Source organism: Streptomyces sp. CA-142005, from assembly GCF_050942335.1.
In the GTDB taxonomy this organism is placed as follows: Bacteria; Actinomycetota; Actinomycetes; order Streptomycetales; family Streptomycetaceae; genus Streptomyces.
On sequence record NZ_CP192078.1, the window covers coordinates 2540208 to 2561647 of the forward strand.

The 21440-nt window shown below is 69.7% G+C and carries 22 protein-coding genes; 4 read left to right on the plus strand and 18 right to left on the minus strand.

Going from position 1 to position 21440, the window contains the following annotated elements:
• Nucleotides 1–44: 44 nt before the first annotated feature.
• The 9 genes from tatA to ACQPXS_RS12200 form a co-directional block, all read right to left on the minus strand.
• A complete protein-coding gene (gene tatA / locus ACQPXS_RS12160) occupies nucleotides 45–323 on the minus strand; it encodes a Sec-independent protein translocase subunit TatA (RefSeq protein ID WP_351804225.1) in 279 nt (92 codons plus the stop codon).
• Nucleotides 324–583: 260 nt separating this feature from the next.
• Nucleotides 584–778 carry a hypothetical protein gene (locus ACQPXS_RS12165; RefSeq protein ID WP_356311310.1) on the minus strand — a complete coding sequence of 65 codons (195 nt, stop codon included), beginning with the start codon at nucleotides 776–778 and terminating at the stop codon, nucleotides 584–586.
• Between the two features lie 10 nt (nucleotides 779–788).
• The gene (locus ACQPXS_RS12170) at nucleotides 789–1049 is read right to left on the minus strand and encodes a hypothetical protein (protein ID WP_351804488.1); all 261 of its coding nucleotides are present in this window, start codon (nucleotides 1047–1049) and stop codon (nucleotides 789–791) included.
• Between the two features lie 152 nt (nucleotides 1050–1201).
• Nucleotides 1202–2206, minus strand: coding sequence for a helix-turn-helix transcriptional regulator (locus tag ACQPXS_RS12175; RefSeq protein ID WP_433449221.1), 1005 nt, complete (start codon nucleotides 2204–2206; stop codon nucleotides 1202–1204).
• A gap of 14 nt (nucleotides 2207–2220) precedes the next feature.
• Nucleotides 2221–3174: a helix-turn-helix transcriptional regulator gene (locus ACQPXS_RS12180; protein WP_390681865.1), complete on the minus strand. Its 954-nt coding sequence runs from the start codon at nucleotides 3172–3174 to the stop codon at nucleotides 2221–2223.
• 170 nt (nucleotides 3175–3344) lie between these two features.
• Nucleotides 3345–3716 carry an FKBP-type peptidyl-prolyl cis-trans isomerase gene (locus ACQPXS_RS12185; RefSeq protein ID WP_351804217.1) on the minus strand — a complete coding sequence of 124 codons (372 nt, stop codon included), beginning with the start codon at nucleotides 3714–3716 and terminating at the stop codon, nucleotides 3345–3347.
• Between the two features lie 111 nt (nucleotides 3717–3827).
• Nucleotides 3828–4838 carry an FKBP-type peptidyl-prolyl cis-trans isomerase gene (locus ACQPXS_RS12190; protein ID WP_351804215.1) on the minus strand — a complete coding sequence of 337 codons (1011 nt, stop codon included), beginning with the start codon at nucleotides 4836–4838 and terminating at the stop codon, nucleotides 3828–3830.
• A 143-nt stretch (nucleotides 4839–4981) separates the two neighbouring features.
• Nucleotides 4982–6343: a Pup--protein ligase gene (pafA, locus tag ACQPXS_RS12195; protein ID WP_055709514.1), complete on the minus strand. Its 1362-nt coding sequence runs from the start codon at nucleotides 6341–6343 to the stop codon at nucleotides 4982–4984.
• Nucleotides 6344–6352: 9 nt separating this feature from the next.
• Complete coding sequence (locus ACQPXS_RS12200) at nucleotides 6353–7612, minus strand: MFS transporter (protein ID WP_433449222.1); 1260 nt, start codon at nucleotides 7610–7612, stop codon at nucleotides 6353–6355.
• A 93-nt stretch (nucleotides 7613–7705) separates the two neighbouring features.
• Between ACQPXS_RS12200 and ACQPXS_RS12205 the strand changes: the two genes are divergently transcribed.
• Complete coding sequence (locus ACQPXS_RS12205) at nucleotides 7706–8722, plus strand: LacI family DNA-binding transcriptional regulator (protein ID WP_433449223.1); 1017 nt, start codon at nucleotides 7706–7708, stop codon at nucleotides 8720–8722.
• 82 nt (nucleotides 8723–8804) lie between these two features.
• On the opposite strand, the gene prcA is transcribed toward ACQPXS_RS12205, so the two are convergent.
• From prcA to arc, 6 genes are all read right to left on the minus strand, one after another.
• Nucleotides 8805–9557, minus strand: a complete 753-nt coding sequence (gene prcA / locus ACQPXS_RS12210; RefSeq protein ID WP_365330356.1) for a proteasome subunit alpha — start codon at nucleotides 9555–9557, stop codon at nucleotides 8805–8807.
• A 61-nt stretch (nucleotides 9558–9618) separates the two neighbouring features.
• The gene (gene prcB, locus ACQPXS_RS12215; RefSeq protein ID WP_365330354.1) at nucleotides 9619–10464 is read right to left on the minus strand and encodes a proteasome subunit beta; all 846 of its coding nucleotides are present in this window, start codon (nucleotides 10462–10464) and stop codon (nucleotides 9619–9621) included.
• On the minus strand, nucleotides 10416–11009 hold the full coding sequence (locus ACQPXS_RS12220; protein ID WP_433449224.1) for an endonuclease VII domain-containing protein: 594 nt from the start codon (nucleotides 11007–11009) through the stop codon (nucleotides 10416–10418). Before ACQPXS_RS12220 ends, prcB begins: the two co-directional genes overlap by 49 nt.
• A 39-nt stretch (nucleotides 11010–11048) precedes the next feature.
• Entirely contained in the window at nucleotides 11049–11267 is a 219-nt protein-coding gene (locus ACQPXS_RS12225; protein WP_153544461.1) for a ubiquitin-like protein Pup, read from the minus strand.
• 171 nt (nucleotides 11268–11438) lie between these two features.
• On the minus strand, nucleotides 11439–12950 hold the full coding sequence (dop, locus tag ACQPXS_RS12230) for a depupylase/deamidase Dop (protein ID WP_433449225.1): 1512 nt from the start codon (nucleotides 12948–12950) through the stop codon (nucleotides 11439–11441).
• A gap of 232 nt (nucleotides 12951–13182) precedes the next feature.
• A complete protein-coding gene (arc, locus tag ACQPXS_RS12235) occupies nucleotides 13183–14949 on the minus strand; it encodes a proteasome ATPase (RefSeq protein WP_351804202.1) in 1767 nt (588 codons plus the stop codon).
• 523 nt (nucleotides 14950–15472) lie between these two features.
• On the opposite strand from arc, the gene ACQPXS_RS12240 reads away from it, so the two are divergent.
• Nucleotides 15473–15775 carry a ferredoxin gene (locus tag ACQPXS_RS12240; RefSeq protein WP_351804200.1) on the plus strand — a complete coding sequence of 101 codons (303 nt, stop codon included), beginning with the start codon at nucleotides 15473–15475 and terminating at the stop codon, nucleotides 15773–15775.
• 19 nt (nucleotides 15776–15794) lie between these two features.
• On the opposite strand, the gene ACQPXS_RS12245 is transcribed toward ACQPXS_RS12240, so the two are convergent.
• The 3 genes from ACQPXS_RS12245 to ACQPXS_RS12255 form a co-directional block, all read right to left on the minus strand.
• Entirely contained in the window at nucleotides 15795–16376 is a 582-nt protein-coding gene (locus tag ACQPXS_RS12245) for a hypothetical protein (protein WP_433449226.1), read from the minus strand.
• 243 nt (nucleotides 16377–16619) lie between these two features.
• On the minus strand, nucleotides 16620–17522 hold the full coding sequence (locus tag ACQPXS_RS12250) for a tRNA (adenine-N1)-methyltransferase (RefSeq protein WP_030608343.1): 903 nt from the start codon (nucleotides 17520–17522) through the stop codon (nucleotides 16620–16622).
• 95 nt (nucleotides 17523–17617) lie between these two features.
• Nucleotides 17618–19486 carry a site-2 protease family protein gene (locus ACQPXS_RS12255; RefSeq protein WP_433449227.1) on the minus strand — a complete coding sequence of 623 codons (1869 nt, stop codon included), beginning with the start codon at nucleotides 19484–19486 and terminating at the stop codon, nucleotides 17618–17620.
• Nucleotides 19487–19664: 178 nt separating this feature from the next.
• On the opposite strand from ACQPXS_RS12255, the gene ACQPXS_RS12260 reads away from it, so the two are divergent.
• Together ACQPXS_RS12260 and ACQPXS_RS12265 are read left to right on the plus strand one after the other, a co-directional pair.
• A complete protein-coding gene (locus tag ACQPXS_RS12260; RefSeq protein WP_433449228.1) occupies nucleotides 19665–20696 on the plus strand; it encodes a PD-(D/E)XK nuclease family protein in 1032 nt (343 codons plus the stop codon).
• A gap of 14 nt (nucleotides 20697–20710) precedes the next feature.
• Nucleotides 20711–21382 (plus strand): response regulator, encoded by a 672-nt coding sequence (locus ACQPXS_RS12265; protein WP_228618649.1) that lies wholly within the window; start codon nucleotides 20711–20713, stop codon nucleotides 21380–21382.
• The last annotated feature ends 58 nt before the right edge of the window (nucleotides 21383–21440 follow it).

The window sequence follows — 21440 nt, forward strand, 5'->3', positions numbered from 1 at the left end:
ACGTCCTCATCTCGTGCGGGAGGCCGGGGATTTCCGGCCCTGCGTCAGCGCTGGGTGGTGTCCGTCGGCTCGTTGACCGGCCGCGAGCTGGACACGTCGCCGGGGGCCGCCTGGATGGTGCGCTGCGCCGGAGGCTGCTCGTTGGAAGCGGGCGCCTGGGCGGAGGCGGTGGACTCCTCCTTCATCGCCTTGGCCTCGCTCTTGAGGATGCGCGCGGACTTGCCGAGCGAGCGGGCCATGTCCGGAAGCTTCTTCGCGCCGAACAGCAGGACGATGACGACGAGGATGAGAATGATCTCGGGGGCTCCGAGCCTTCCGAACATAAGTCTTTACCTTCTCACCGAGGCGGCTGGGGTGGGTGCTGTCCGACCGGTCGGACATGTGTCCGATGGTCGTGCTGACAGCGATCGTAACGCTCAGGGGTAAACGTGAGGCAATGCCCGTGCGTACGCCCGGTCCACGACGCGGGCCTCGTTCTCCGCACCGCGACAAGCAGCGTACCTGGCCCCATGGGCAGCATGACAGGGCGAAGTGACGCAAAGCGCTTGCCTCGCAGGACACACGGGCGCCGCCCGGACGCCGCTCACAGCGCGTCCACGGCCCGGCCCGCGCTGACCGCGGCCCGCTCCAGGTCCTCGGCCGCCCGGTTGATCCGGCGCGCGGAGTCCGCGACCTGCTGCCCCAGACGCCGTGCCTCCAGGAAAACCCGGACGGCGAGCACCCCCAGCACCGCGAGACCCAGGAACCCCACCGCTACCGCGAACATCGGCCAGAACATGACGTCGAGACTAGACCGTGGTGTGCAGCCGCAGCGTGCGGACCCCGCCGCCGGTGAGGAGTTCGACGATGCGCTCCCCGGCGGGCTTGCGGACGGCCGCCCCGCACTCGGGGCAGGTGAAGGAGTAGAACGTCGTCCGGCTGGTGGCCCCGATGGCGAGGCGCAGCGCGCTCGCGGCGAGCTCGAAGCGGCCCCGGCAGTCCGGGCAGCCCGCCCGGAACACCACGGGGACCACTCTCCTCATCCCGGCGAAGGCGGCCGCCACCGTCATCTCACCCGCACGCTCGCTCACAGCCCTCGCTCCTTGTCCTGGTCGTTCGCCGGCGATCGCCGTCCTCGTCCGCGGCGCCGTCGTGGCCGGTCGCACCCTCGCGGCGGAGCCGTAGGTCACCCGCAGCCCCGCGCCCCTTGCGGGGCACCCGCTCACGCCCCGGCGCTCTCCGGTCGCGCCGCGTCATAGGCGGACAGCGCCTCGGCGGCCGCTCTGCGGGCGCTCTCGGCCAGCTCCGGTGGGGAGACGATCCGGCCGTCGGCGCCGAGCCGCAGTGCCAGCCGGCGCAGGGAGGCCGGATCGGGGGTGCGCAGAGTGATACGCAGCCCGCCGTCGGGAAGCTCATCGGCGCTGTCGTGCGGGTAGTACTCGGCCACCCAGCGGCCGCCCGGGCCGACCTCGACCACGACCTCGGGGTCCTCGGCGGCCGGCTGCACCAGGGCCTCGGAGAGGTCGCGCAGCTCCATCTCGGGCGGCGCGGACGGCTCGTCCAGGATCCGGATCTCCGCGACCCGGTCGAGCCGGAAGGTGCGCCGCGCCTCGGAGCGGCGGCACCAGGCCTCGACATAGGTGTGGCCGACGCTGACCAGGCGGATCGGGTCGATCTCCCGCTCGGTGACCTCGTCGCGGGCCGGGGAGTAGTAGCGGATCCACAGCCGGCGGCGCTCGGAGATCGCCCGGTCGACATCGGCGAAGACCCCGCCCTCGGACTCGAAGGTCACCGACAGCCGTGCGCTGGCGCCGGCGGCCTCACCGGCGGCGGCCTCCACCTTCGCCGTGGCCCGCAGCAGGGCCTGACGGTCGCCCTCGCGCAGGCCCGGCAGGGTCGCCACGGCCCGGGCGGCCACCAGCAGCGCGGTGGCCTCGTCGGCGGCCAGCCTCAGCGGCTCGGCCGCCTCCTCGCCCAGCGCGGCCGGGTTGTGCCACCAGATCCGCTCGCCGTCGGTGTCGATGTCCAGCAGATCACCGCCGCGGAAGCTGGTGCCGCACATCGGCAGCAGATCGAGGTCGGCGACCAGCTCGTCCTCGGTGATGCCGAAGGCGCGCGCGACATCCGCGATCCGGGCGCCGGGGCGCTCCCTGAGGTAGGTCACCAGGGACAGCATCCGCCGGGTCTGGTCGATGGCGTTCACGGGCCTGACCGGTTTGCCTGCCACAGTCCTGCTCCCCCTCAGCCCTTGGCCACGGCACGCAGCCGGTCCACCACGTCCGCGCGCAGCTCGGCCGGCTCCAGAACCACCACGTCCGGCCCGAACTCCACCAGCCAGGCGTCCAGGCCGTGCCCGTACGGAATCTCCAACTCGTCCCAGCCGTCGCCGAGTTCCCGCACCCTGCCGGCCTTCGCCCGAAGGGGGTAACCGGCCCCGGCACGCAGCCGGATCAGCGCCGTACCGTCGGCGATCTCCCCCGCCCAGCTCGCCACGGTCTCGCGCACGGTGACGACGTCGGGCACCGGGGCGGTGAAGCCCGTTCCGCGCGAGCGGACCCGGCCGGTGATCCGGGAGAGCCGGAAGACCCGCTCGGCACCCCGGTCCCGGTCGTAACCGGCCAGGTACCAGTGGCCGCGCCAGCACTCCAGCGCCCACGGCTCCACGTGCCGGGGCTCGGGACGGGCGGCGGAGGCCTTGCGGTAGTCGAAGACGACCGGGCGGCGGTCCCGGCAGGCCAGCATCAGCGGCTCGAAGGCGGCCTCGTGCACCGGGATGCGCGGCTCCAGCGCGCCGTGCGCCTCGTAGGGGTCGACGTCCTCCGGGAGCCCCGCGGCGCGCAGCTTCTGCAGGGCACCGCTGGCCGCGCCGGCGAGGCGGGCCTGCTGCCACACCTTCGCGGCCAGACCGAGCGCCGCGGCCTCCTCGGCGTCCAGGGTGATCGGCGGCAGCCGGTTGCTGTCGCGGCGGGCCAGGTAGCCGACCTCGCCGTCGAGGTTCTCCACGGTCGCGATGACCAGACCCAGCTCGCGCAGATCGTCCTTGTCCCGCTCGAACATCCGGTTGAAGGAGTCGTCCGAGCCCGCCTCCAGGTAGGCCTCGATGGACTCCCGCAGCTCGCGCTTGCTGAGAGGCCGCCGTGTGCCGAGCAGACACAGCGCGAGGTTCATCAGCCGCTCGGCCTTGGCAATGGCCATCGACGCCCTTCGCCTTTCCTATGGTGCTTCCGACCGATGACCGTACCGCTCCCGGGTGCGGTGGCAAAAGCCGAGGGCCCATGCCCGAGCAGGCATGGGCCCCAGGTGATCGGAACCGGTCGGATACGGCCGGTCGATCAGGTGTGGATCAGAAGGGCTCGCGCAGGCGATCAGACGCCCAGCAGGTCCACCACGAAGATCAGCGTCTCGCCCGGCTTGATCGCCGGGGTCGGGCTCTGGTTGCCGTAGGCCAGGTGGGCCGGGATGGTCAGCTGGCGACGGCCGCCGACCTTCATGCCCTGCACACCCTGGTCCCAGCCCGCGATGACCCGGCCCGCACCCAGCGGGAAACGGAACGGAGTGCCACGGTTCCAGCTGGCGTCGAACTCCTCGCCGGTGCTGAAGGCGACACCCACGTAGTGCACGGTGACGTTCTGGCCCGCCTGCGCGACCGGCCCGTCGCCCTCCCAGATGTCCTTGATCTCGAGGTCCGCCGGGGGCTCGCCGCCCGGGAAGTCGATCTCGGGCTTCTCGATGTTCACGTCAAAAGCTCCTGCGTGTGTACGACACGAAACGCGGACAGTCTTTCATCTCCGCAGACCCGCCGCCCGCCATGGACACCGGCTTCCTGCGCCCGCGGCGGACGGCGCCGGCTACATCGCCGCGAGGACGTCCACCGTGAACACCAGCGTCGAACCCTTCTTGATGACACCACCGCTCGGCGGAGTGTCGCCGTAACCCAGCTCCGGCGGCACCACGATCAGCACCCGGCTGCCCACCTTCTTGCCCTCCAGACCCTGCGCCAGGCCCTTGACCGCCTGCTGCATCTGCTCCAGCCCGAACTGGCTCAGCCGGCCCGAGCCGTACGTCCGCTGGAAGGTCTTGCCGCCGTCCCACACCAGGCCCTGGAACTGGCACAGCACCGTCTGGTCCGCCTTCACCTCCGGGCCGTCGCCCTCCAGGACATACGTCGACACCAGCTTCTTCGGCGGGTCCGTCTTCGGGATGGTCACCTTCGGGACATTGCCGTCGGTGTTCGTGGCCACCTTGGGCAGCGCGGCGTCCCCCTGCGCGACCACCCGGCCCTTGGCCGAACTCTTGGAGTTGAACGAATCGATCAGGTCGATGACGAACACCAGCGTGTCCGTGCCCTTGATACCCGCCTGCGCATTGCCCGACGTGCCGTAACCCCAGGTCGGCGGCACCGCCATCAGCACCCGGCTGCCCGTCTTCCGCCCCGCCAGCCCATACCGCCAGCCGTCGATGATGCTGCCCTGGGCCAGCTGCATCACCAGCGGACGCTTACGGTCGTAGGAGTTGTCGAAGACCTTGCCCGTGTCCCAGATCTGACCCAGGTAGTTCGCCTGGATGAAGTCGTTCTCCGCGACCGTACGACCACTGCCCGCGATCACCGTCTTCACCGCCAGGTTCTTCGACGGCTCACCCGGCCCCTTGGCCACGGTCGGCTTCTCACCGAACTTCGTGCCCGCCGTGATCGCCGGCAACGGCCCTTCCACGATCTTCGGCGGAGGCACCGTCGACACCGACGGCGACGGCGACGGCGAGACACCGGCCTTGCTGGAGCCGGACTTGCCGTCACCGCATCCGGCGAGCGTGACCAGTCCTGCGGGAACGGCGGCGAGGAGAAGTGAACGTCGGCGCACGGAAGAGCCTCGTAATCGATCGATCTTGCGGATGGCGTGCGCGCAACTCTACGACGCGAGAAGGGCGCCGTACGGGAAACGTACGACGCCCGTGTGGCGTTCCGGCATTTCACACCCGAAACGCTTGACTCACCCGCTTTCGACTACATACCTGCGATCAGCTTCTCCACCCGGTCGTCCACCGAACGGAACGGGTCCTTGCACAACACGGTGCGCTGCGCCTGGTCGTTGAGCTTCAGATGCACCCAGTCGACCGTGAAGTCCCTGCGCTGTTCCTGTGCCCGCCGGATGAAGTCACCGCGCAGCCGCGCCCGAGTCGTCTGCGGAGGAACCGACTTGCCCTCGAAGATCTTCAAGTCGTTGCAGACCCGGGCCGCCTGACCCTTCTTCTCCAGCAGGTAGTACAGGCCACGACGACGATGGATGTCGTGGTAGGCGAGGTCTATCTGAGCGACCCGCGGATGCGACATCGTCATGTTGTTCTTGGCCCGGTACCGCTCGATGAGCTTGTACTTCATCACCCAGTCGATCTCGGTGGCGATCCGGTCCAGTTCCTCGGTCTCGATCGCGTCCAGCGTACGGCCCCACAGCTCCAGGACCTGCGCGACCGTGCCGGTGCGGATCCCCCGGCGGTCACAGAAGTCCACGGCCTTGTCGAAGTACTCCCGCTGCACCTCCAGCGCGGACGCCTCCCGGCCGCTGGCCAGCCGCACCTTGCGCCGGCCCGTGATGTCATGGCTGACCTCACGGATCGCCCGGATCGGGTTCTCCAGCGTCAGGTCACGCATCACCGTGCCCGCCTCGATCATGCGCAGCACCAGGTCCGTCGCGCCGACCTTCAGCAGCATCGTCGTCTCGGACATGTTCGAGTCACCGACGATGACATGCAGCCGGCGGTAACGCTCGGCGTCCGCGTGCGGCTCGTCACGGGTGTTGATGATGGGCCTCGAACGGGTCGTCGCCGAGGACACCCCCTCCCAGATGTGCTCCGCACGCTGACTCACGCAGTACACGGCACCACGCGGGGTCTGCAGCACCTTCCCCGCGCCGCACAGCAGCTGCCGGGTGACCAGGAACGGGATGAGGATGTCCGCGAGCCGGGAGAACTCCCCGTGCCGGGCCACCAGATAGTTCTCGTGGCAGCCGTAGGAGTTGCCCGCCGAGTCGGTGTTGTTCTTGAAGAGGTAGACGTCGCCCGCGATTCCCTCCTCGTGCAGGCGTCGTTCCGCGTCCACCAGGAGTCCTTCGAGAATGCGCTCGCCGGCCTTGTCGTGGGTGACCAGTTCGATCACGTTGTCACATTCGGGGGTCGCGTATTCCGGATGTGAGCCCACGTCGAGATAGAGCCGGGCGCCGTTTCGCAGAAAGACATTGCTGCTGCGGCCCCATGACACGACACGGCGGAAGAGGTACCGCGCCACCTCGTCAGGAGACAGGCGGCGCTGTCCCCTGAACGTGCACGTGACGCCGTACTCGTTCTCCAGCCCGAAAATGCGGCGGTCCATGAGTGAACATTACGCCCGATCCCCCGAGCTGAAACGGGGTTCGGCAGCACGATTTGGATCATTTTCCGATGAAGACGCAACGACCCCGCCCCGCACGGGAGCTGCGAGGACCCGCCCCATGACGAGCAGCACCAGCAACGACACCGCCCCCGCCGCCCCCGGAACCGCGAACCCCCACACCGTGCCACCAGCCTGAACCACAGGCCCCGCCACGCCCGTACCCACCGAGGCACCCACGGTGAACGTCGTCACAAGCCAGGAGAAAGCCTCGGTCACCGTCCCGCTCGGCGCATGCCGGTCCACGATGATGAACGCACAGGCGATACACGGCGCGAGGAACACCCCGGAGAGCACCGTGAGCAGCACCATGGCCGGCGCGCCCGGCGTCAGCATCAAAGGCAGGTAACACACCGCCAGAAGCGCCACGAGCACGCTCAGTCGCCGCTCGGGCGAACCACCCCACCGACGGGCCCCGTACACCGTGCCGCCGACCAGCGCACCCAGCCCCAGCCCCGCCATCATCCAGCCGTACACCGCGTCACCGCCATGACCGTCGGCGTACGACACCGACGCGACCGTGATCGAACCCAGCGCGATCCCCACGAACAGGAACGACCCGAGCAGCACCAGCAGACCCGGCGAACGCAGCGCACCCAGCCAGTGCGCCTCACACGGCGCCGACCGCCACGCGCGCGAGGGCGGCGACACCACCACGGAGAGCGCACCCAGCACCCCCAGCAGGTTCAGCACCAGCAGGGCGGCGCGCTCGTCCCACAGCGACACGCACAACGTCACCAGCAGCGGCCCCACCGTGAACATGATCTCCTGCGCGATCGCGTCCATGGCGTACGCCGTATGCACCTGCTCCTCCCGGCGCAGCACCGACGGCCACAGCGCGCGCAGACCCCCCTCCAGCGGCGGCGTGAACAGACCCGCCGCCGCCACGGCCGCGTACGCCGCCGGCAGCGGATCGGTGCCGGAGAACGCGAAGACCGCCATGGACAGGGCCGCGAGGACCGCCGCCGGCAACTGCACACGCGGCTGGCCGTGCAGATCCACCAGCCGGCCCAGCACCGGCTGGCCCACCGCGTTGGCGACGCCGTACACCGCCGCGAGCGCGCCCGCGAGGCTGTAGGTGCCGCCCTCGGCGCGGACGAACAGCACCAGGGCGATCGCGGCCGTCGCGTTCGGCAGCCGGCCCACCAGGGTGCCGGTGAGCAGCCGCAGCGCGTGCCGCGCCCGGAGTATCTCCAGATAACCCGTGGCCATGTGCGCCCTCCAGCCTCAAGTTTTACGTATAACGTCCCCAGTCATACGTACCATGTGCGCTGTTCGGAGGTCCAGACGAAGGGCAGGCCCACGGTGGCACGCAGCAGTACGCGCCCGACCAGCCGGGACGTCGCCCAGGCAGCCGGAGTCTCCCAGGCCGCCGTCTCCCTCGTCCTCGGCGACAAATGGCGCGGCCGAGTCTCCGAAACCACCGCCGAACGAGTCCGCGACGCCGCCCGCGAACTCGGCTACCGCCCCAACCTCGCCGCCCGCAACCTCCGCCTCGGCCACACCCGCACCGTCCTGCTGGTCGTACCCGCCCTCACCACCGAATTCTTCGCCGGCGTCTACACCGGCGCCGCACGCGTGGCGGCCGACCACGGCTTCGGAGTCGTCCTCTACCCCTCCCCCGAAGGCATCGGCCCCGCCCCCGACCCCTTCGCCTCCGCACAGGCCGCCCTCGACGGCGTCATCGCCTCCTCCATGGCCGCCGACGCCCTCACCGCCATCCGCGGCGACCAACTGCCCCTGGTCATGCTCGACAGCGACCCCGAAGGCAGCCTCGGCGCCGCCACCGTCAACCTCGACATCACCGACGGCATCCGCCAGGTCACCCAACACCTCCTGGACCTCGGCCACCGCCGCATCCTCCACCTCGCCGCCGACGTACCCTCCTGGACCTTCGAGGTACGCGCACGTGAACTCGCGACACGCATGGCCGCCGTACCGGGGACACAGGTGCGCACAGCCAGAGCACCCATCTCCATCGAAGGAGCCCTCGCCGCCACCGAGGCCGCACTCACCACCCCCGGCCCCCGGCCCACCGCAGTGGTCTGCGACGACGACAAACTCGCCGCCGGCGCCTACAAGGCCCTGCGCCGCCTCGGCCTGCGCATCCCCGACGACGTCTCGGTCACCGGCGTCGACGACCTCGGCCTCGCCACCGCCATCGACCCCGAACTGACCACCGTACGACTCGACGCCGAACGCTTCGGCGAACACGGCATGCAAGCCCTCCTCGCCGTCCTGGAGGGCCGCGAACCCGAAGGCGGGGACATCCCCGTCGAACTGGTCGTACGAGGCTCCACGGCCCCGCCACGCACCACCTAGACCCCCAGCCGCCCCACCGGAACGCCGTGTGCCCCGGCCACAAGAACGGCCGGGGCACACAGGAGCGGGCAAGGGCGACGGATCACTCCTCCTCGGAGTCCTCCTCCTCGGAACTCTCCGCCTCGGTGGCCGCACCCTCCGCCGCCAGCAGACGCGCCAGCTGACGGCCCACGATCCGCTTGAACTTGCGCTTCTGCGGACGCGTACGATCCAGCACCGCCACCTCGAGACGCTCCGCGGGAATCTCCCGCTCGCTGCCGTTGGTGTCACGCGACAGAGCCTGCACCGCCAGCTTCAGAGCCTCCGCCAGCGACATCCCGTCACGGTGACGCTGGTCCAGGTAACTGCTGATCTGCTCGGCGTTACCACCCACCGCGACCGAACCGTGCTCGTCCACGATCGACCCGTCATGCGGCAGCCGATAGATCTGATCACCCTCCGGGGTCTCCCCCACCTCCGCCACGACCAGCTCCACCTCGTACGGCTTCTCGGCGGCCGAGGAGAAGATCGTGCCAAGCGTCTGGGCATAGACGTTCGCCAGACCACGAGCGGTCACATCATCACGGTCATAGGTGTAACCCCGCAGATCGGCATAACGGACACCACCGATGCGCAGGTTCTCGTACTCGTTGTACTTACCGGCGGCCGCGAAACCGATCCGGTCATAGATCTCGCTGAACTTGTGCAGCGCACGGGACGGGTTCTCACCGACGAACACAATGCCGTCGGCATACTGCAGCACGACCAGGCTACGGCCACGGGCGATGCCCTTCCGGGCGTACTCCGCCCGGTCGGCCATGGCCTGCTGGGGTGAGACATAGAACGGCGTCGACACCGGTTATCCGTCCCTTTCTGTCATGGTCACTGGATCACCTGATAAGAACCGGGGCCCGCACTCAGAGCAGAGCGGCCTTCGGGCCGTCCGGCTCCTCCAGGCGCTTCTGCAGCACCGCACGAGCGACCTCGGAGGACTCGTCCTCCGTCAGCCGGCGGAAACCGTCCTCGGTGATCACGGTGACGATCGGGTAGATCCGGCGGGCGACATCGGGACCACCGGTCGCCGAGTCGTCGTCAGCCGCGTCATAGAGGGCCTGCACCACCAACGTGGTCGCCTGCTCCTCGGTCAGGTCGTCACGGAACAACTTCTTCATCGCACCACGAGCGAAGATCGAGCCGGAACCCGTCGCCGCGAAGTTGTGCTCCTCGCTGCGGCCACCCGTGACGTCGTACGAGAAGATCCGGCCCTTCTCACGGTCCAGGTCATACCCCGCGAACAGCGGCACGACGGCCAGCCCCTGCATCGCCATGCCCAGGTTCGACCGGATCATCGTCGACAACCGGTTCGCCTTGCCCTCCAGCGACAGCTGCGCACCCTCGACCTTCTCGAAGTGCTCCAGCTCCAGCTGGAAGAGCTTGACCATCTCCACGGCGAGACCGGCGGTGCCGGCGATACCGACGGCCGAGTACTCGTCCGCCGGGAACACCTTCTCGATGTCCCGCTGAGCGATGATATTGCCCATGGTGGCGCGACGGTCACCCGCGAGCACCACGCCCCCCGGGAAGGTCACGGCGACGATGGTGGTGCCGTGCGGCGCCTCGACCACACCCTGCGTGGGCGGCAGCTGCCGGTTGCCGGGCAGCATCTCGGGCTGGTGCTCGGACAGGAAGTCCATGAAGGAGGACGACCCAGGCGTCAGGAAGGCAGCTGGTAGACGCCCGGTGCCACGAGAGTTGGCTTCCACAAGTTTCCTTCCAGATAGGCGGCGGCTCGGCGAGCTGCGCCTGGGTCGTCGCGCAACTTGCCGATGGCCGAATTGCAGTTGAAGCACAGTACGCCACGGACCCTACCCGTCTTGTGGCAGTGATCCACATGTGCGGGCGGGGCAGCCAGGCAGATCGCGCAGAGGCCGTACTGGGAGGCGACCATCGCGTCACGCTCGGCTTCGGTGAGGCCGTAGTTTCGCTTCAGATGATCAGCGCGTCCCTTCGTTGCGCGGCAAGCCTGGCAGCTCGTTGACAGGCCATCCGACGCTGTTGCGTTGCGATGCCACTCGCTGTGCGGCTTGACCTCTCCGCAACTCCGACAGAACTTGTGACCTTCCGGCGTCTCCACACGCGGCCTGACGTTCTTGCCCTTGGCCAGTTGCCGGGCCTGGTGGTACGCCGCCCAGCACTCACGGCAGTAGGCCTGCAGCCCGTCGCGCATGGCCTTGTTTCGCGCGAACGCTGCTCGCGGCTTGTGCTGCTTGCACCGCGAGCAGCGTTTCACACCTTCTTCGCTTTCCAACTCCGCCCCCGACACCTTCCTTCGATTCGAAGGTAGAAGCTACTCTCCACCCTTCTGAACGAAGGAGCGCACGAAGTCCTCGGCATTCTCCTCGAGGACATCGTCGATTTCATCGAGGACGGAGTCCACGTCGTCGCTCAGCTTCTCGTGCCGCTCCTTGAGGTCCTCCGAAGCCTGCGCGTCCTGCGCCTGCTCCTCGACCTCCTCGGTCGCGCGCGTCGCCTTCTGCTGGCCGCCGCCGGTGTCCTTGGTTGCCATAACCCTCACCCCGCTCAGTTCGCCTGCCGATCGGTGATGATCAGACCCTACAAGCCGGGTCCGACATCGGCCCCGCAGTTTCTCCAACGTACGGGGGCCATCTCGATGATTCCCGGGCGGCGGGATTTCCACCCCGCCGCCCGGGCCGCACCGAGTACCCCCCTGGCCCGCTCACCCGCCCGACAGGACCCTGACCAGGTCTTCTGCGGTGCGGCAGCGGTCCAGCAGTTCCTTGACGTGATTTCGCGTTCCGCGTAGTGGTTCCAGGGTTGGAACGCGCTGGAGCGAGTCGCGGCCGGGGAGGTCGAAGATGACCGAGTCCCAGCTCGCCGCGGCGACGTCGTCGGCGTACTGCTCCAGGCAGCGGCCGCGGAAGTAGGCGCGGGTGTCCTCCGGTGGCTTGGTGCGGGCCCTGTCGACCTCGGACTCGTCCAGGAGGCGCTTCATGCGGCCGCGGGCCGCGAGACGGTTGTACAGGCCCTTCTCGGCGCGTACGTCGGCGTACTGGAGGTCGACGAGGTGGAGGCGGGCGGCGTCCCAGTCGAGGTCGTCGCGGCGGCGGTAGCCCTCCATCAGCTCGCGCTTGGCGACCCAGTCCAGTTCGCCCGCCAGGCTCATGGGGTCGTTCTCCAGGCGGGTGAGGGTGTCTTCCCAGCGGGTCAGGATGTCCTTGGTCTGGTCGTCGGCGTCGGCGCCGTAGCGCTCCTCCACGTATTTGCGTGACAGCTCGTAGTACTCCATCTGGAGCTGGACCGCTGTGAGGGTCCGGCCGCTACGCAGTGTGATCAGGCGTTTCAGGGACGGGTCGTGGGACACCTGGTGCAGTGTCCGCACCGGCTGGTCGACCGCCAGGTCCACGGCGATGAAGCCGTCCTCGATCATGGACAGGACCAGGGAGGTCGTGCCCAGTTTGAGGTAGGTGGAGATCTCGGAGAGGTTGGCGTCGCCGATGATCACGTGGAGGCGGCGGTATTTCTCCGCGTCGGCGTGGGGTTCGTCGCGGGTGTTGATGATGGGGCGCTTGAGCGTGGTCTCGAGGCCGACCTCGACTTCGAAGTAGTCGGCGCGCTGGCTGAGCTGGAAGCCGTGTTCGTGGCCGTCCTGGCCGATGCCGACGCGGCCGGCGCCGGCGAAGACCTGGCGGGAGACGAAGAAGGGGGTCAGGTGGCGCACGATGTCCGAGAAGGGGGTTTCCCGCTTCATCAGGTAGTTCTCGTGCGTGCCGTAGCTGGCGCCCTTGTTGTCGGTGTTGTTCTTGTAGAGGTGGATGGGCTGGGCGCCGGGGAGCTGGGCGGCTCGTTCGGCGGCCTCGGCCATGATGCGTTCGCCGGCCTTGTCCCAGAGGACGGCGTCGCGGGGGTTGGTGACCTCGGGGGCGCTGTATTCGGGGTGGGCGTGGTCGACGTAGAGGCGCGCACCGTTGGTGAGGATGACGTTGGCGAGGCCGATGTCCTCGTCGGTGAGCTGGCTGGCGTCGGCGGCTTCTCGGGCGAGGTCGAAGCCTCGTGCGTCCCGTAGCGGGTTCTCTTCCTCGAAGTCCCAGCGGGCCCGGCGGGCCCGGTGCATCGCCGCCGCGTAGGCGTTGACGATCTGGGACGAGGTGAGCATGGCATTGGCGTTGGGGTGGCCGGGGACGGAGATCCCGTACTCCGTCTCGATGCCCATTACTCGCCGTACGGTCATGCGGCCCTCCTTGCCCGGCGGCACCCTCGGTCGTGGGCGCCGCTCACGTACCGCTGGCGCTCCGGTGCGTGTGCGGTGCCCGTCCCCGCACTTCGCGACTCGGCGGTAGGAACGAGCCTAGAACGCCTTAGTGCTGGTGGGGAGATCATTTGCGTCATTGGCTGCTCCGGTCGTGGCCTGAAAACGCGAGGGCTGCGGGTACCCGGTGAGGGCACCCGCAGCCGCCCTGGTGTTACAGGTACTGACCGGTGTTGGCCACCGTGTCGATGGAGCGTCCGGTGTCTGCGCCCTGCTTTCCGGTGATGAGGGTACGGATGTAGACGATCCGTTCGCCCTTCTTTCCGGAGATGCGGGCCCAGTCGTCGGGGTTGGTGGTGTTGGGGAGGTCTTCGTTCTCCTTGAACTCGTCCACGCAGGCCTGGAGGAGGTGGGAGACGCGGAGACCCTTCTGGTTCTTTTCGAGGAAGTCCTTGATCGCCATTTTCTTGGCGCGTCCGACGATGTTTTCGATCATGGCGCCGGAGTTGAAGTCCTTGAAGTAGAGGACTTCCTTGTCGCCGTTGGCGTAGGTGACTTCCAGGAAGCGGTTTTCCTCGGATTCGGCGTACATCTGCTCGACCGCCGTCTGGATCATGCTCTGGACGGTGGTCTCCTTGCTGCCGCCGTGCTCGCTGAGGTCGTCGGCGTGCAGGGGGAGGCGCTCGGTGAGGTACTTGCCGAAGATGTCCTTGGCGGCCTCGGCGTCGGGACGCTCGATCTTGATCTTCACGTCGAGGCGGCCGGGGCGGAGGATGGCGGGGTCGATCATGTCCTCGCGGTTGGAGGCGCCGATGACGACCACGTTCTGCAGGCCTTCGACGCCGTCGATCTCGGCGAGGAGCTGGGGGACGATGGTGTTCTCCACGTCCGAGCTGACGCCGGAGCCTCGGGTGCGGAAGAGGGACTCCATCTCGTCGAAGAAGACGATCACGGGGGTGCCCTCGCTGGCCTTCTCGCGGGCACGCTGGAAGACGAGGCGGATCTGCCGCTCGGTCTCGCCGACGTACTTGTTGAGCAGCTCGGGGCCCTTGATGTTGAGGAAGAAGCTCTTGCCGGCGGCTTGGCCGGTGACCTCGGCGACCTTCTTGGCGAGTGAGTTCGCGACGGCCTTGGCGATGAGTGTCTTGCCGCAGCCGGGGGGGCCGTAGAGGAGGACGCCCTTGGGCGGGCGCAGCTCGTGCTCCTTGAACAGGTCCGGGTAGAGGTAGGGCAGCTCGACCGCGTCGCGGATGGCCTCGATCTGGTTGCCGAGTCCGCCGATCTGGTCGTAGCCGATGTCCGGGACCTCTTCGAGGACGAGTTCTTCGACCTCGCTCTTGGGGACGACCTCGTAGACGTAGCCGGAGCGGGGTTCGAGCAGGAGGGCGTCGCCGGCGCGGATGGTGGTGCCGAGCAGTGGTTCGGCGAGCCGTACGACTCGTTCCTCGTCGGTGTGCCCCAGTACGAGGGCGCGCTCGCCGTCCTCGAGGATTTCCTTGAGGGTGACGATGTCGCCGACGCTCTCGAACTCCATGGCTTCGACCACGTTGAGCGCTTCGTTGAGCATGACTTCCTGGCCGCGCCTGAGGTCGTCGAGGTCGACGCTCGGGCTGACGTTCACCCGGAGTTTGCGGCCGCCGGTGAAGATGTCGGCGGTGCCGTCCTCGTTCGCCTGCAGGAAGACGCCGAAGCCGGCGGGCGGCTGGGCGAGCCGGTCGACCTCTTCCTTGAGGGCCACGATCTGGTCGCGGGCCTCGCGGAGGGTGTTGGCCAGCCGTTCGTTCTGGGCGGACACGCCGGCCAGGTTCGTCTGCAGCTCGACGATCCGCTCTTCGAGAATTCTCGTGTGTCGCGGAGAGTCGGCGAGCTTGCGTCGCAGGACGGCGATCTCCTGCTCAAGGTAGGCGATCTGCCCGGCCGGGTCGTCGGACCCTCGTCCCGGGCGGATGCCGCGGTTCATGTCGTCGTCGTGGGCTGCCACGGTCCTCACCTCCTCCAAGGGGAGCTGGACGCTTCCAGACCCTACCTGGGTGGGTGTCGATTGAAACCCCTAGATCACAAAGACTGTCAAGGTGTGTCGTCGGTCACCCGTTGCGCTCTCCCTCGCACGGAGGGGATACCCACTCAACGTGATAGGGAAGCAGCTTGTTCCGGGCATCGGGTGGTCAAAACCCTTCAGGAGTGGCCGGAGTTGTCCACTCCGGGCGGGTGGGCCCGGTGGTGGGCAGCGCGCGGGGCGCTCGCGTGTTTTATCACGCAGAGCGACGGTTCGGGCGGGGGGTGTCACGGTCGGCCTGGCTTGAAGTGGTGGGTGCCGTGGCCGGGGGCTGTCTCTGTCCTGATCGAGCGCTGGTACCCGAGGGGGCGGGGGTGGAAACCCGGTGCCTGCGGAAGGTGGCCGGATTGCGGGCGGAGGTAGGGTCGGGGGTGTTCAACAGCCGCTGGTGCGGACCCGGCTGGCCCTGGTGGTGCCGGCTCCGTCCGGCGTTCCGACGGCAGGAGAGGTGACCGTGCAGCAGGAGGCCCCGGGCGGGGAGGCGCTGGAGGTCTGGATCGACCAGGATCTGTGTACCGGTGACGGGATCTGCGCCCAGTACGCCCCCGAGGTGTTCGAGCTGGACATCGACGGGCTGGCCTATGTGAAGGGCGCGGACGAGGAGCTGCTGCAGGCGGTGGGTGCGGCGGCGCCGGTGCCGTTGCCGCTGCTGGCGGACGTGGTGGATTCGGCGCGGGAGTGTCCCGGCGAGTGCATTCATGTGCGCCGGGTTTCGGACAGGGTCGAGGTGTACGGGCCCGACGCGGACTGAGCCCGGGCCGGGCCCCGGGTCAGACGCTGTGGGCGGCGGCGGGGGTGGAGCGGATGAACGCGGTGCCGTTCCAGTGCCACTTGGCCGGGGTTTTCGTGTCGGGGCAGCAGTTGGGGACGGCGTCGGAGGAGTAGCCGAGCAGGGTGGCGGCGACGGTGCCCGCGTGGATCGAGAAGTCGGTGACGGTGAGCCGGTCCTCGGGGTCGACGAGGGTGGCGACCACGCGTGGTTGGCCGCTGTCGGTGGAGCGGGTGAGGACGTAGACGCCGTCGGGCGGTGTGCCCATGGCGGAGTCGCAGTGCACCACTGCGACGGTTTCGGGTCTGCCGTCGCCGTCGAGGTCTCCGGTGGCTTTCTTGGCGACGACGGCTTTGACGGGCCCGCACTGCAGGGGGAAGTCCACGCCGGTGGTGCCGGGTGGGGCGATGGCCGCGGGGGCGGGCTTGGTGTGTGTGCCGCCGGGGGCCTGGGCGGCCGTGGCCGATCCGGGCTGTACGACGGAGGAGAGGGCGACGACGCCGGCGACGGCCGTGGCGGTGGCGACCCAGTGGATGGGCCGGGTCTGCGTGTGGGCGAGCTCCGGAACGGCGGATTGCTGCACTAGGAGTGTCTCCTGTGAGGGCTGTGCCGGTGGGGGTGGCCAGCATGGTGCCACACGTCACAGTGCGGGGGAACGGCGGGGTCGGGGATTCCCGCAGGCGGGGGCCCGCGCGTGTGAGGGTGTACGAGACGCGGGCTGGGGAGTCCTGGTGCTCCGTCAACGGACGGGCGCCGTGCCCGAGTTCCCGTCGGTGGGCGGGAACTCGGGCACGGCGCCGTTGCGTTGTGCCGTGTGCGGGGTGGGTCAGCGGCCGGCGCCGCCGTCGGCGTTGGGGCCGGCGTAGTCCTCGCCGTAGGCGCCCTTGGCGGGGCGGCGGCGGCGCATGGGCGGCTCGACGCCGTCGGCGAGGCGGCGGGCGGTGAGCAGGAAGCCGGTGTGGCCGATCATGCGGTGGTCGGGGCGTACGGCCAGGCCCTCGATGTGCCAGTTGCGGATCATGGTCTCCCAGGCGGTCGGCTCGTTGAAGCAGCCGATCTCCCGGATGGACTCCACGGTCCGGGCGAGCTGGGTGGTGGTGGCCACGTAGCAGCAGAGGATGCCGCCGGGGACGAGTGCCTTGGAGACGGCCTCCAGGCATTCCCAGGGGGCGAGCATGTCGAGGATGACGCGGTCGACGTCGGTGTCGGACAGGTTGTCCTGGAGGTCGCCGACGGTGAGCTGCCAGGCGGGGTGGGGGCCGCCGAAGTAGCGTTCCACGTTCTGCTTGGCGATCTCGGCGAAGTCCTCGCGGCGCTCGTAGGAGTGCAGCATGCCCTGGTCGCCGATGGCGCGCAGCAGGAAGCTGCTGAGCGAGCCGGAGCCGACGCCGGCCTCGACGACGCGTGCGCCGGGGAAGATGTCGGCGAAGGCGAGGATCTGCCCCGCGTCCTTGGGGTAGACGACGGCTGCCCCGCGGGGCATGGACAGGACGTAGTCGGGGAGCAGGGGGCGCAGCGCGAGGTAGGCGACGTTGCCGGTGGTGCGGACAACGCTGCCCTCGGGAGCGCCGATCAGTTCGTCGTGCGGGAAGGAACCCTTGTGGGTGTGGAAGTTCTTCCCGGCTTCGAGCGTGAACGTGTAGTGGCGGCCCTTGGGGTCGGTCAGCTGTACCTGGTCCCCGACCTTGAAGGGCCCGCGTCTGCGGGCGGCACCGGTCGGTTCGGACATGTGACCAGCGTACCGGGTCCCTGCCGGGGGTTTGGCCGACGGAGGGATGGGGGCGGTGCGTGCGGACCGGGCGGTGGTCCGTCCGGTACGGGGCGTTACGGGGCGGGCCGTGCCATCGCCTTGACGAAGGCCCGCTCGACGTCCGCCGCCGACAGGACGCCGTAGATCTCGCCGGTTTCCTCGACGACGAGGTATTCGGTGGCGGGGGTGGCGCGCAGGACGTCGAGGAGTTCTTCTCCGGCGAGTTCGGCGGAGACGCGCATGCCGTCGGTGAGCTCCTGGGCGAGGCCGCTGACGGCGACCCAGGGGCGGCGGTGTTCGGGTACGCCGACGATGGCGGACTCGCGGACCAGGGAGATGGGGTTGCCGTGGGCGTCGACGACGACCAGGGCGCGGGCGCCGGCGGCGTTGGCGCGGCGCAGAGCCTCGGAGAGGGGGGTGTCGGTCTGGACGGGGACGGCCCGCCGGGTGAGGGTGCGGGCGCGCAGTTCGGGGAGGTGTTCGCGCAGGCGGGCCATGCGCAGGCTGTTGCCGGCGCCGGTCCAGATGATCGCGGCGAGGATGGCGGCGAGCAGGGCGTCGGTGACGGTGTCCATGCCGCCCGTGTCCTCGCTGCCGCCGCCGAGGGCGCCGGACTGGTTGAGCAGCGGCAGGCCGATCAGGACGGCGACGGCGAGGGCGCGGCCGACCCAGGCGGCGGCGACGGTGCCGCTCATGGGTTTGCCGGTGATGGCCCAGACGACGGCGCGGAGCATGCGGCCGCCGTCGAGGGGGAGGCCGGGGAGGAGGTTGAAGATCGCCACGATGAGGTTGGAGATCATCAGGCCGGCGAGCAGGACGCCGGGTACGGTGCCGGGCTGGACGGGTTTCATGGCGAGGTAGAACAGTCCGGCGAGGACGAGGGAGAGCAGCGGGCCGACGAAGGCCAGGACGAATTCGCGGCCCGGGGTCTCGGCCTCCTTCTCGATCTCGGAGACGCCGCCGAAGAACTGCAGCTGGATGCGGCGGACCGGGAGCTTGAAGCGGATCGCGGCGACCGTGTGGGCCAGCTCGTGGACCAGTACGGAGGCGTAGAAGGCGACGGCGAAGAACAGGGAGACCAGGTAGCGGGCGGCGCCGAGCTCGGGCAGCACGCGGTCGAGCTGGCCGCCGAAGACCCAGGTGATGAGCGCGGCGACGAGGAACCAGCTGGGCGCGACGTACACGGGCACGCCGAAGGGGCGGCCCATGAGGATCCCGCCACCGGGCTCCTTGGGCCGTGGCTGGGGCGGCTCGCCCTTGGCGATTCCGGAGTGGGCGAGGGTGCGGTGCTGGTCGGGGTGCGATGCGTGCCGGGTGCCGGTGTCGGGGGCGGGGGCGGCTTCGGGTCCGGTGGGGTTGTCGGGGGTGGGGGGCGGGACGGTCGTGTCGCGGTGCGGAGTCTGCGAGCCGCCGGTGGCGCCGGTCGTGGCGCCGCTGCCGGTGGCCTGCGAGCCGCCGGTGGATCCTTGGGCGCCCGCGGCATCGCCGCTGCCGGTCGCCTCGGGGCGGTCCTCGGCGCCGGTCCCACAGGTGTCGCCCGTCGCGCCGCCGGCGTCAGCCGGGCCGTCGTTGGTCCCCTCGGCGTCCCGGCCGCCGGTGTCGGCCGCACCCCCCGCAGGCACAGTGGCCGCGGAGCCGTCGGCGGCACCGGTGGTGTCCGTGGCCTCCGCAGGAGCAGCGGAGTCCGAGTCGTCGGCGACGCTGGCAGCGCCCTGCGGGTTCGCGGTGGTGTCCGTGTCGGTCTGGGCAGGGCGCGGGTCGGCCGGGTGGTCGGGGGTGTGTCCCTTGTCGTCGGTCTCGGCCCGGCTGTGGTCCGTGGTGGGCTGCGGCTCCGGGGCCGCATGGTCGGTGCGGTCGGCCGTCGGGGCCGTTGGACCTGCGGGGTGCTCGGCCGGCTTGTCGTTGCCGGACCGCGGCTGCCCGCTCCCGCCGCTCACGTCCACGGTGTCCCCTCGTTCGAAGCGTCTTCCGTACCTGCCGGACGGAAGGGTCTCTGGTCGATGGTATGCGGCCTTGGTGACGCGTTTCGCCCCGGCACCCTTCGAGTTTGCCCAGTGGTCGCGCGGCCCGGTGCGGCGGCGGCTGGGTCACTGTCAGTGGTGGGCCGTAAGGTCTGTGGACATGGACAGCAGCATCGAGGACGCGGGAGCCCTGCCGGGCGGCGCCGAGCAGACGGATCCGGCCGAGGCGCCGCAGCCGACGCCCACGGCGGCTTCGGTGCCGGCGCCGGCGACAGCCGTGGAGGCCGCCGAGCCGGACTCGGCCGTGCCGGTTCCGCCGGCGGCCGGTGCCGAGCGCGTCGCCATCCCGCCCACCTCCCTGTCCCCGTCCCGGGCCGGCGATTTCATGCAGTGCCCGTTGCTGTACCGGTTCCGGGTGATCGACCGGCTGCCGGAGAAGCCGAGTGCGGCGGCGACCCGGGGCACGCTGGTGCACGCGGTGCTGGAGCGGCTGTTCGACGCGCCCGCGGCGGAGCGGACCGCGCCGCGGGCGAAGGCGCTGATCCCGGGCCAGTGGGACCGGCTGCGGGAGAGCAGGCCGGAGCTCATGGAGCTGTTCGCGGACGACGCCGACGGGGAGCGGATGACCGGGTGGCTCCAGGAGGCCGAGCAGCTGGTCGAGCGCTGGTTCACGCTGGAGGATCCGACGCGGTTGGAGCCGGCCGAGCGGGAGCTGTTCGTGGAGGCCGAGCTGGAGTCGGGGCTGCGGCTGCGCGGGATCATCGACCGGGTGGATGTGGCGCCGACCGGTGAGGTGCGGATCGTCGACTACAAGACGGGGAAGGCGCCGCGGCCGGAGTACTCCGAGGGCGCGCTGTTCCAGATGAAGTTCTACGCGCTGGTGGTGTGGCGGCTGAAGGGGGTCGTGCCGCGGCGGCTGCAGCTGGTGTATCTGGGCAGCGGGGATGTGCTGACGTACGACCCGGTGCTCGCCGACCTGGAGCGGGTGGAGCGCAAGCTGCACGCGCTGTGGGACGCCATCCGGCAGGCCACGGAGAGCGGGGAGTGGCGGCCGCGCCCGACGAAGCTGTGCGGCTGGTGCGATCACCAGGCGCACTGCCCGGAGTTCGGCGGCACTCCCCCGCCGTATCCGCTCCCGGTGAGGGCGCGCGAATCCGGGAGCGTGCCGCAGGGCAGAATGGGCCCGGACTAGCGAAGGAGTGTCACGTGGCCATCCGTGTCCTACTGGTCGACGACCAGCCCCTGCTGCGTACGGGTTTCCGGATGATCCTGGAGGCCGAGCAGGACATCGCGGTCGTGGGCGAGGCCGGCGACGGTCTGCAGGCCCTCGATCAGGTGCGGGCCCTGCAGCCGGACGTGGTGCTGATGGACATCCGTATGCCGCGGATGGACGGGGTGGAGGCGACCCGGCAGATCACCGGGCCCGACCGGTCCGGTCCGGCCAAGGTGCTGGTGCTGACCACGTTCGATCTGGACGAGTACGTGGTGGAGGCGCTGCGGGCCGGGGCGAGCGGCTTTCTGCTGAAGGACGCGCCCGCCAACGAGCTGGTGCAGGCGATCCGTGTGGTGGCGGCGGGTGAGGCGATGCTGGCGCCGAGCATCACGCGCCGGCTGCTGGACAAGTACGCCACGCATCTGCCCTCCGGCGAGGAGCCGGTGCCGGACACGCTGAACACCCTCACCGACCGCGAGGTGGAGGTGCTGAAGCTGGTGGCGCGCGGTCTGTCCAACGCGGAGATCGCGGCCGACCTGTTCGTCAGTGAGACCACCGTCAAGACGCATGTCGGGCATGTGCTGACCAAGCTGGGTCTCAGGGACCGGGTGCAGGCGGCGGTGTACGCGTACGAGAGCGGTCTGGTGCGCCCCGGCGCGCAGTGAGCGGTCACGTCGGTACGACGGCGAAGGGCGCCCCTCCCGTGCGGAGATGGGCGCCCTT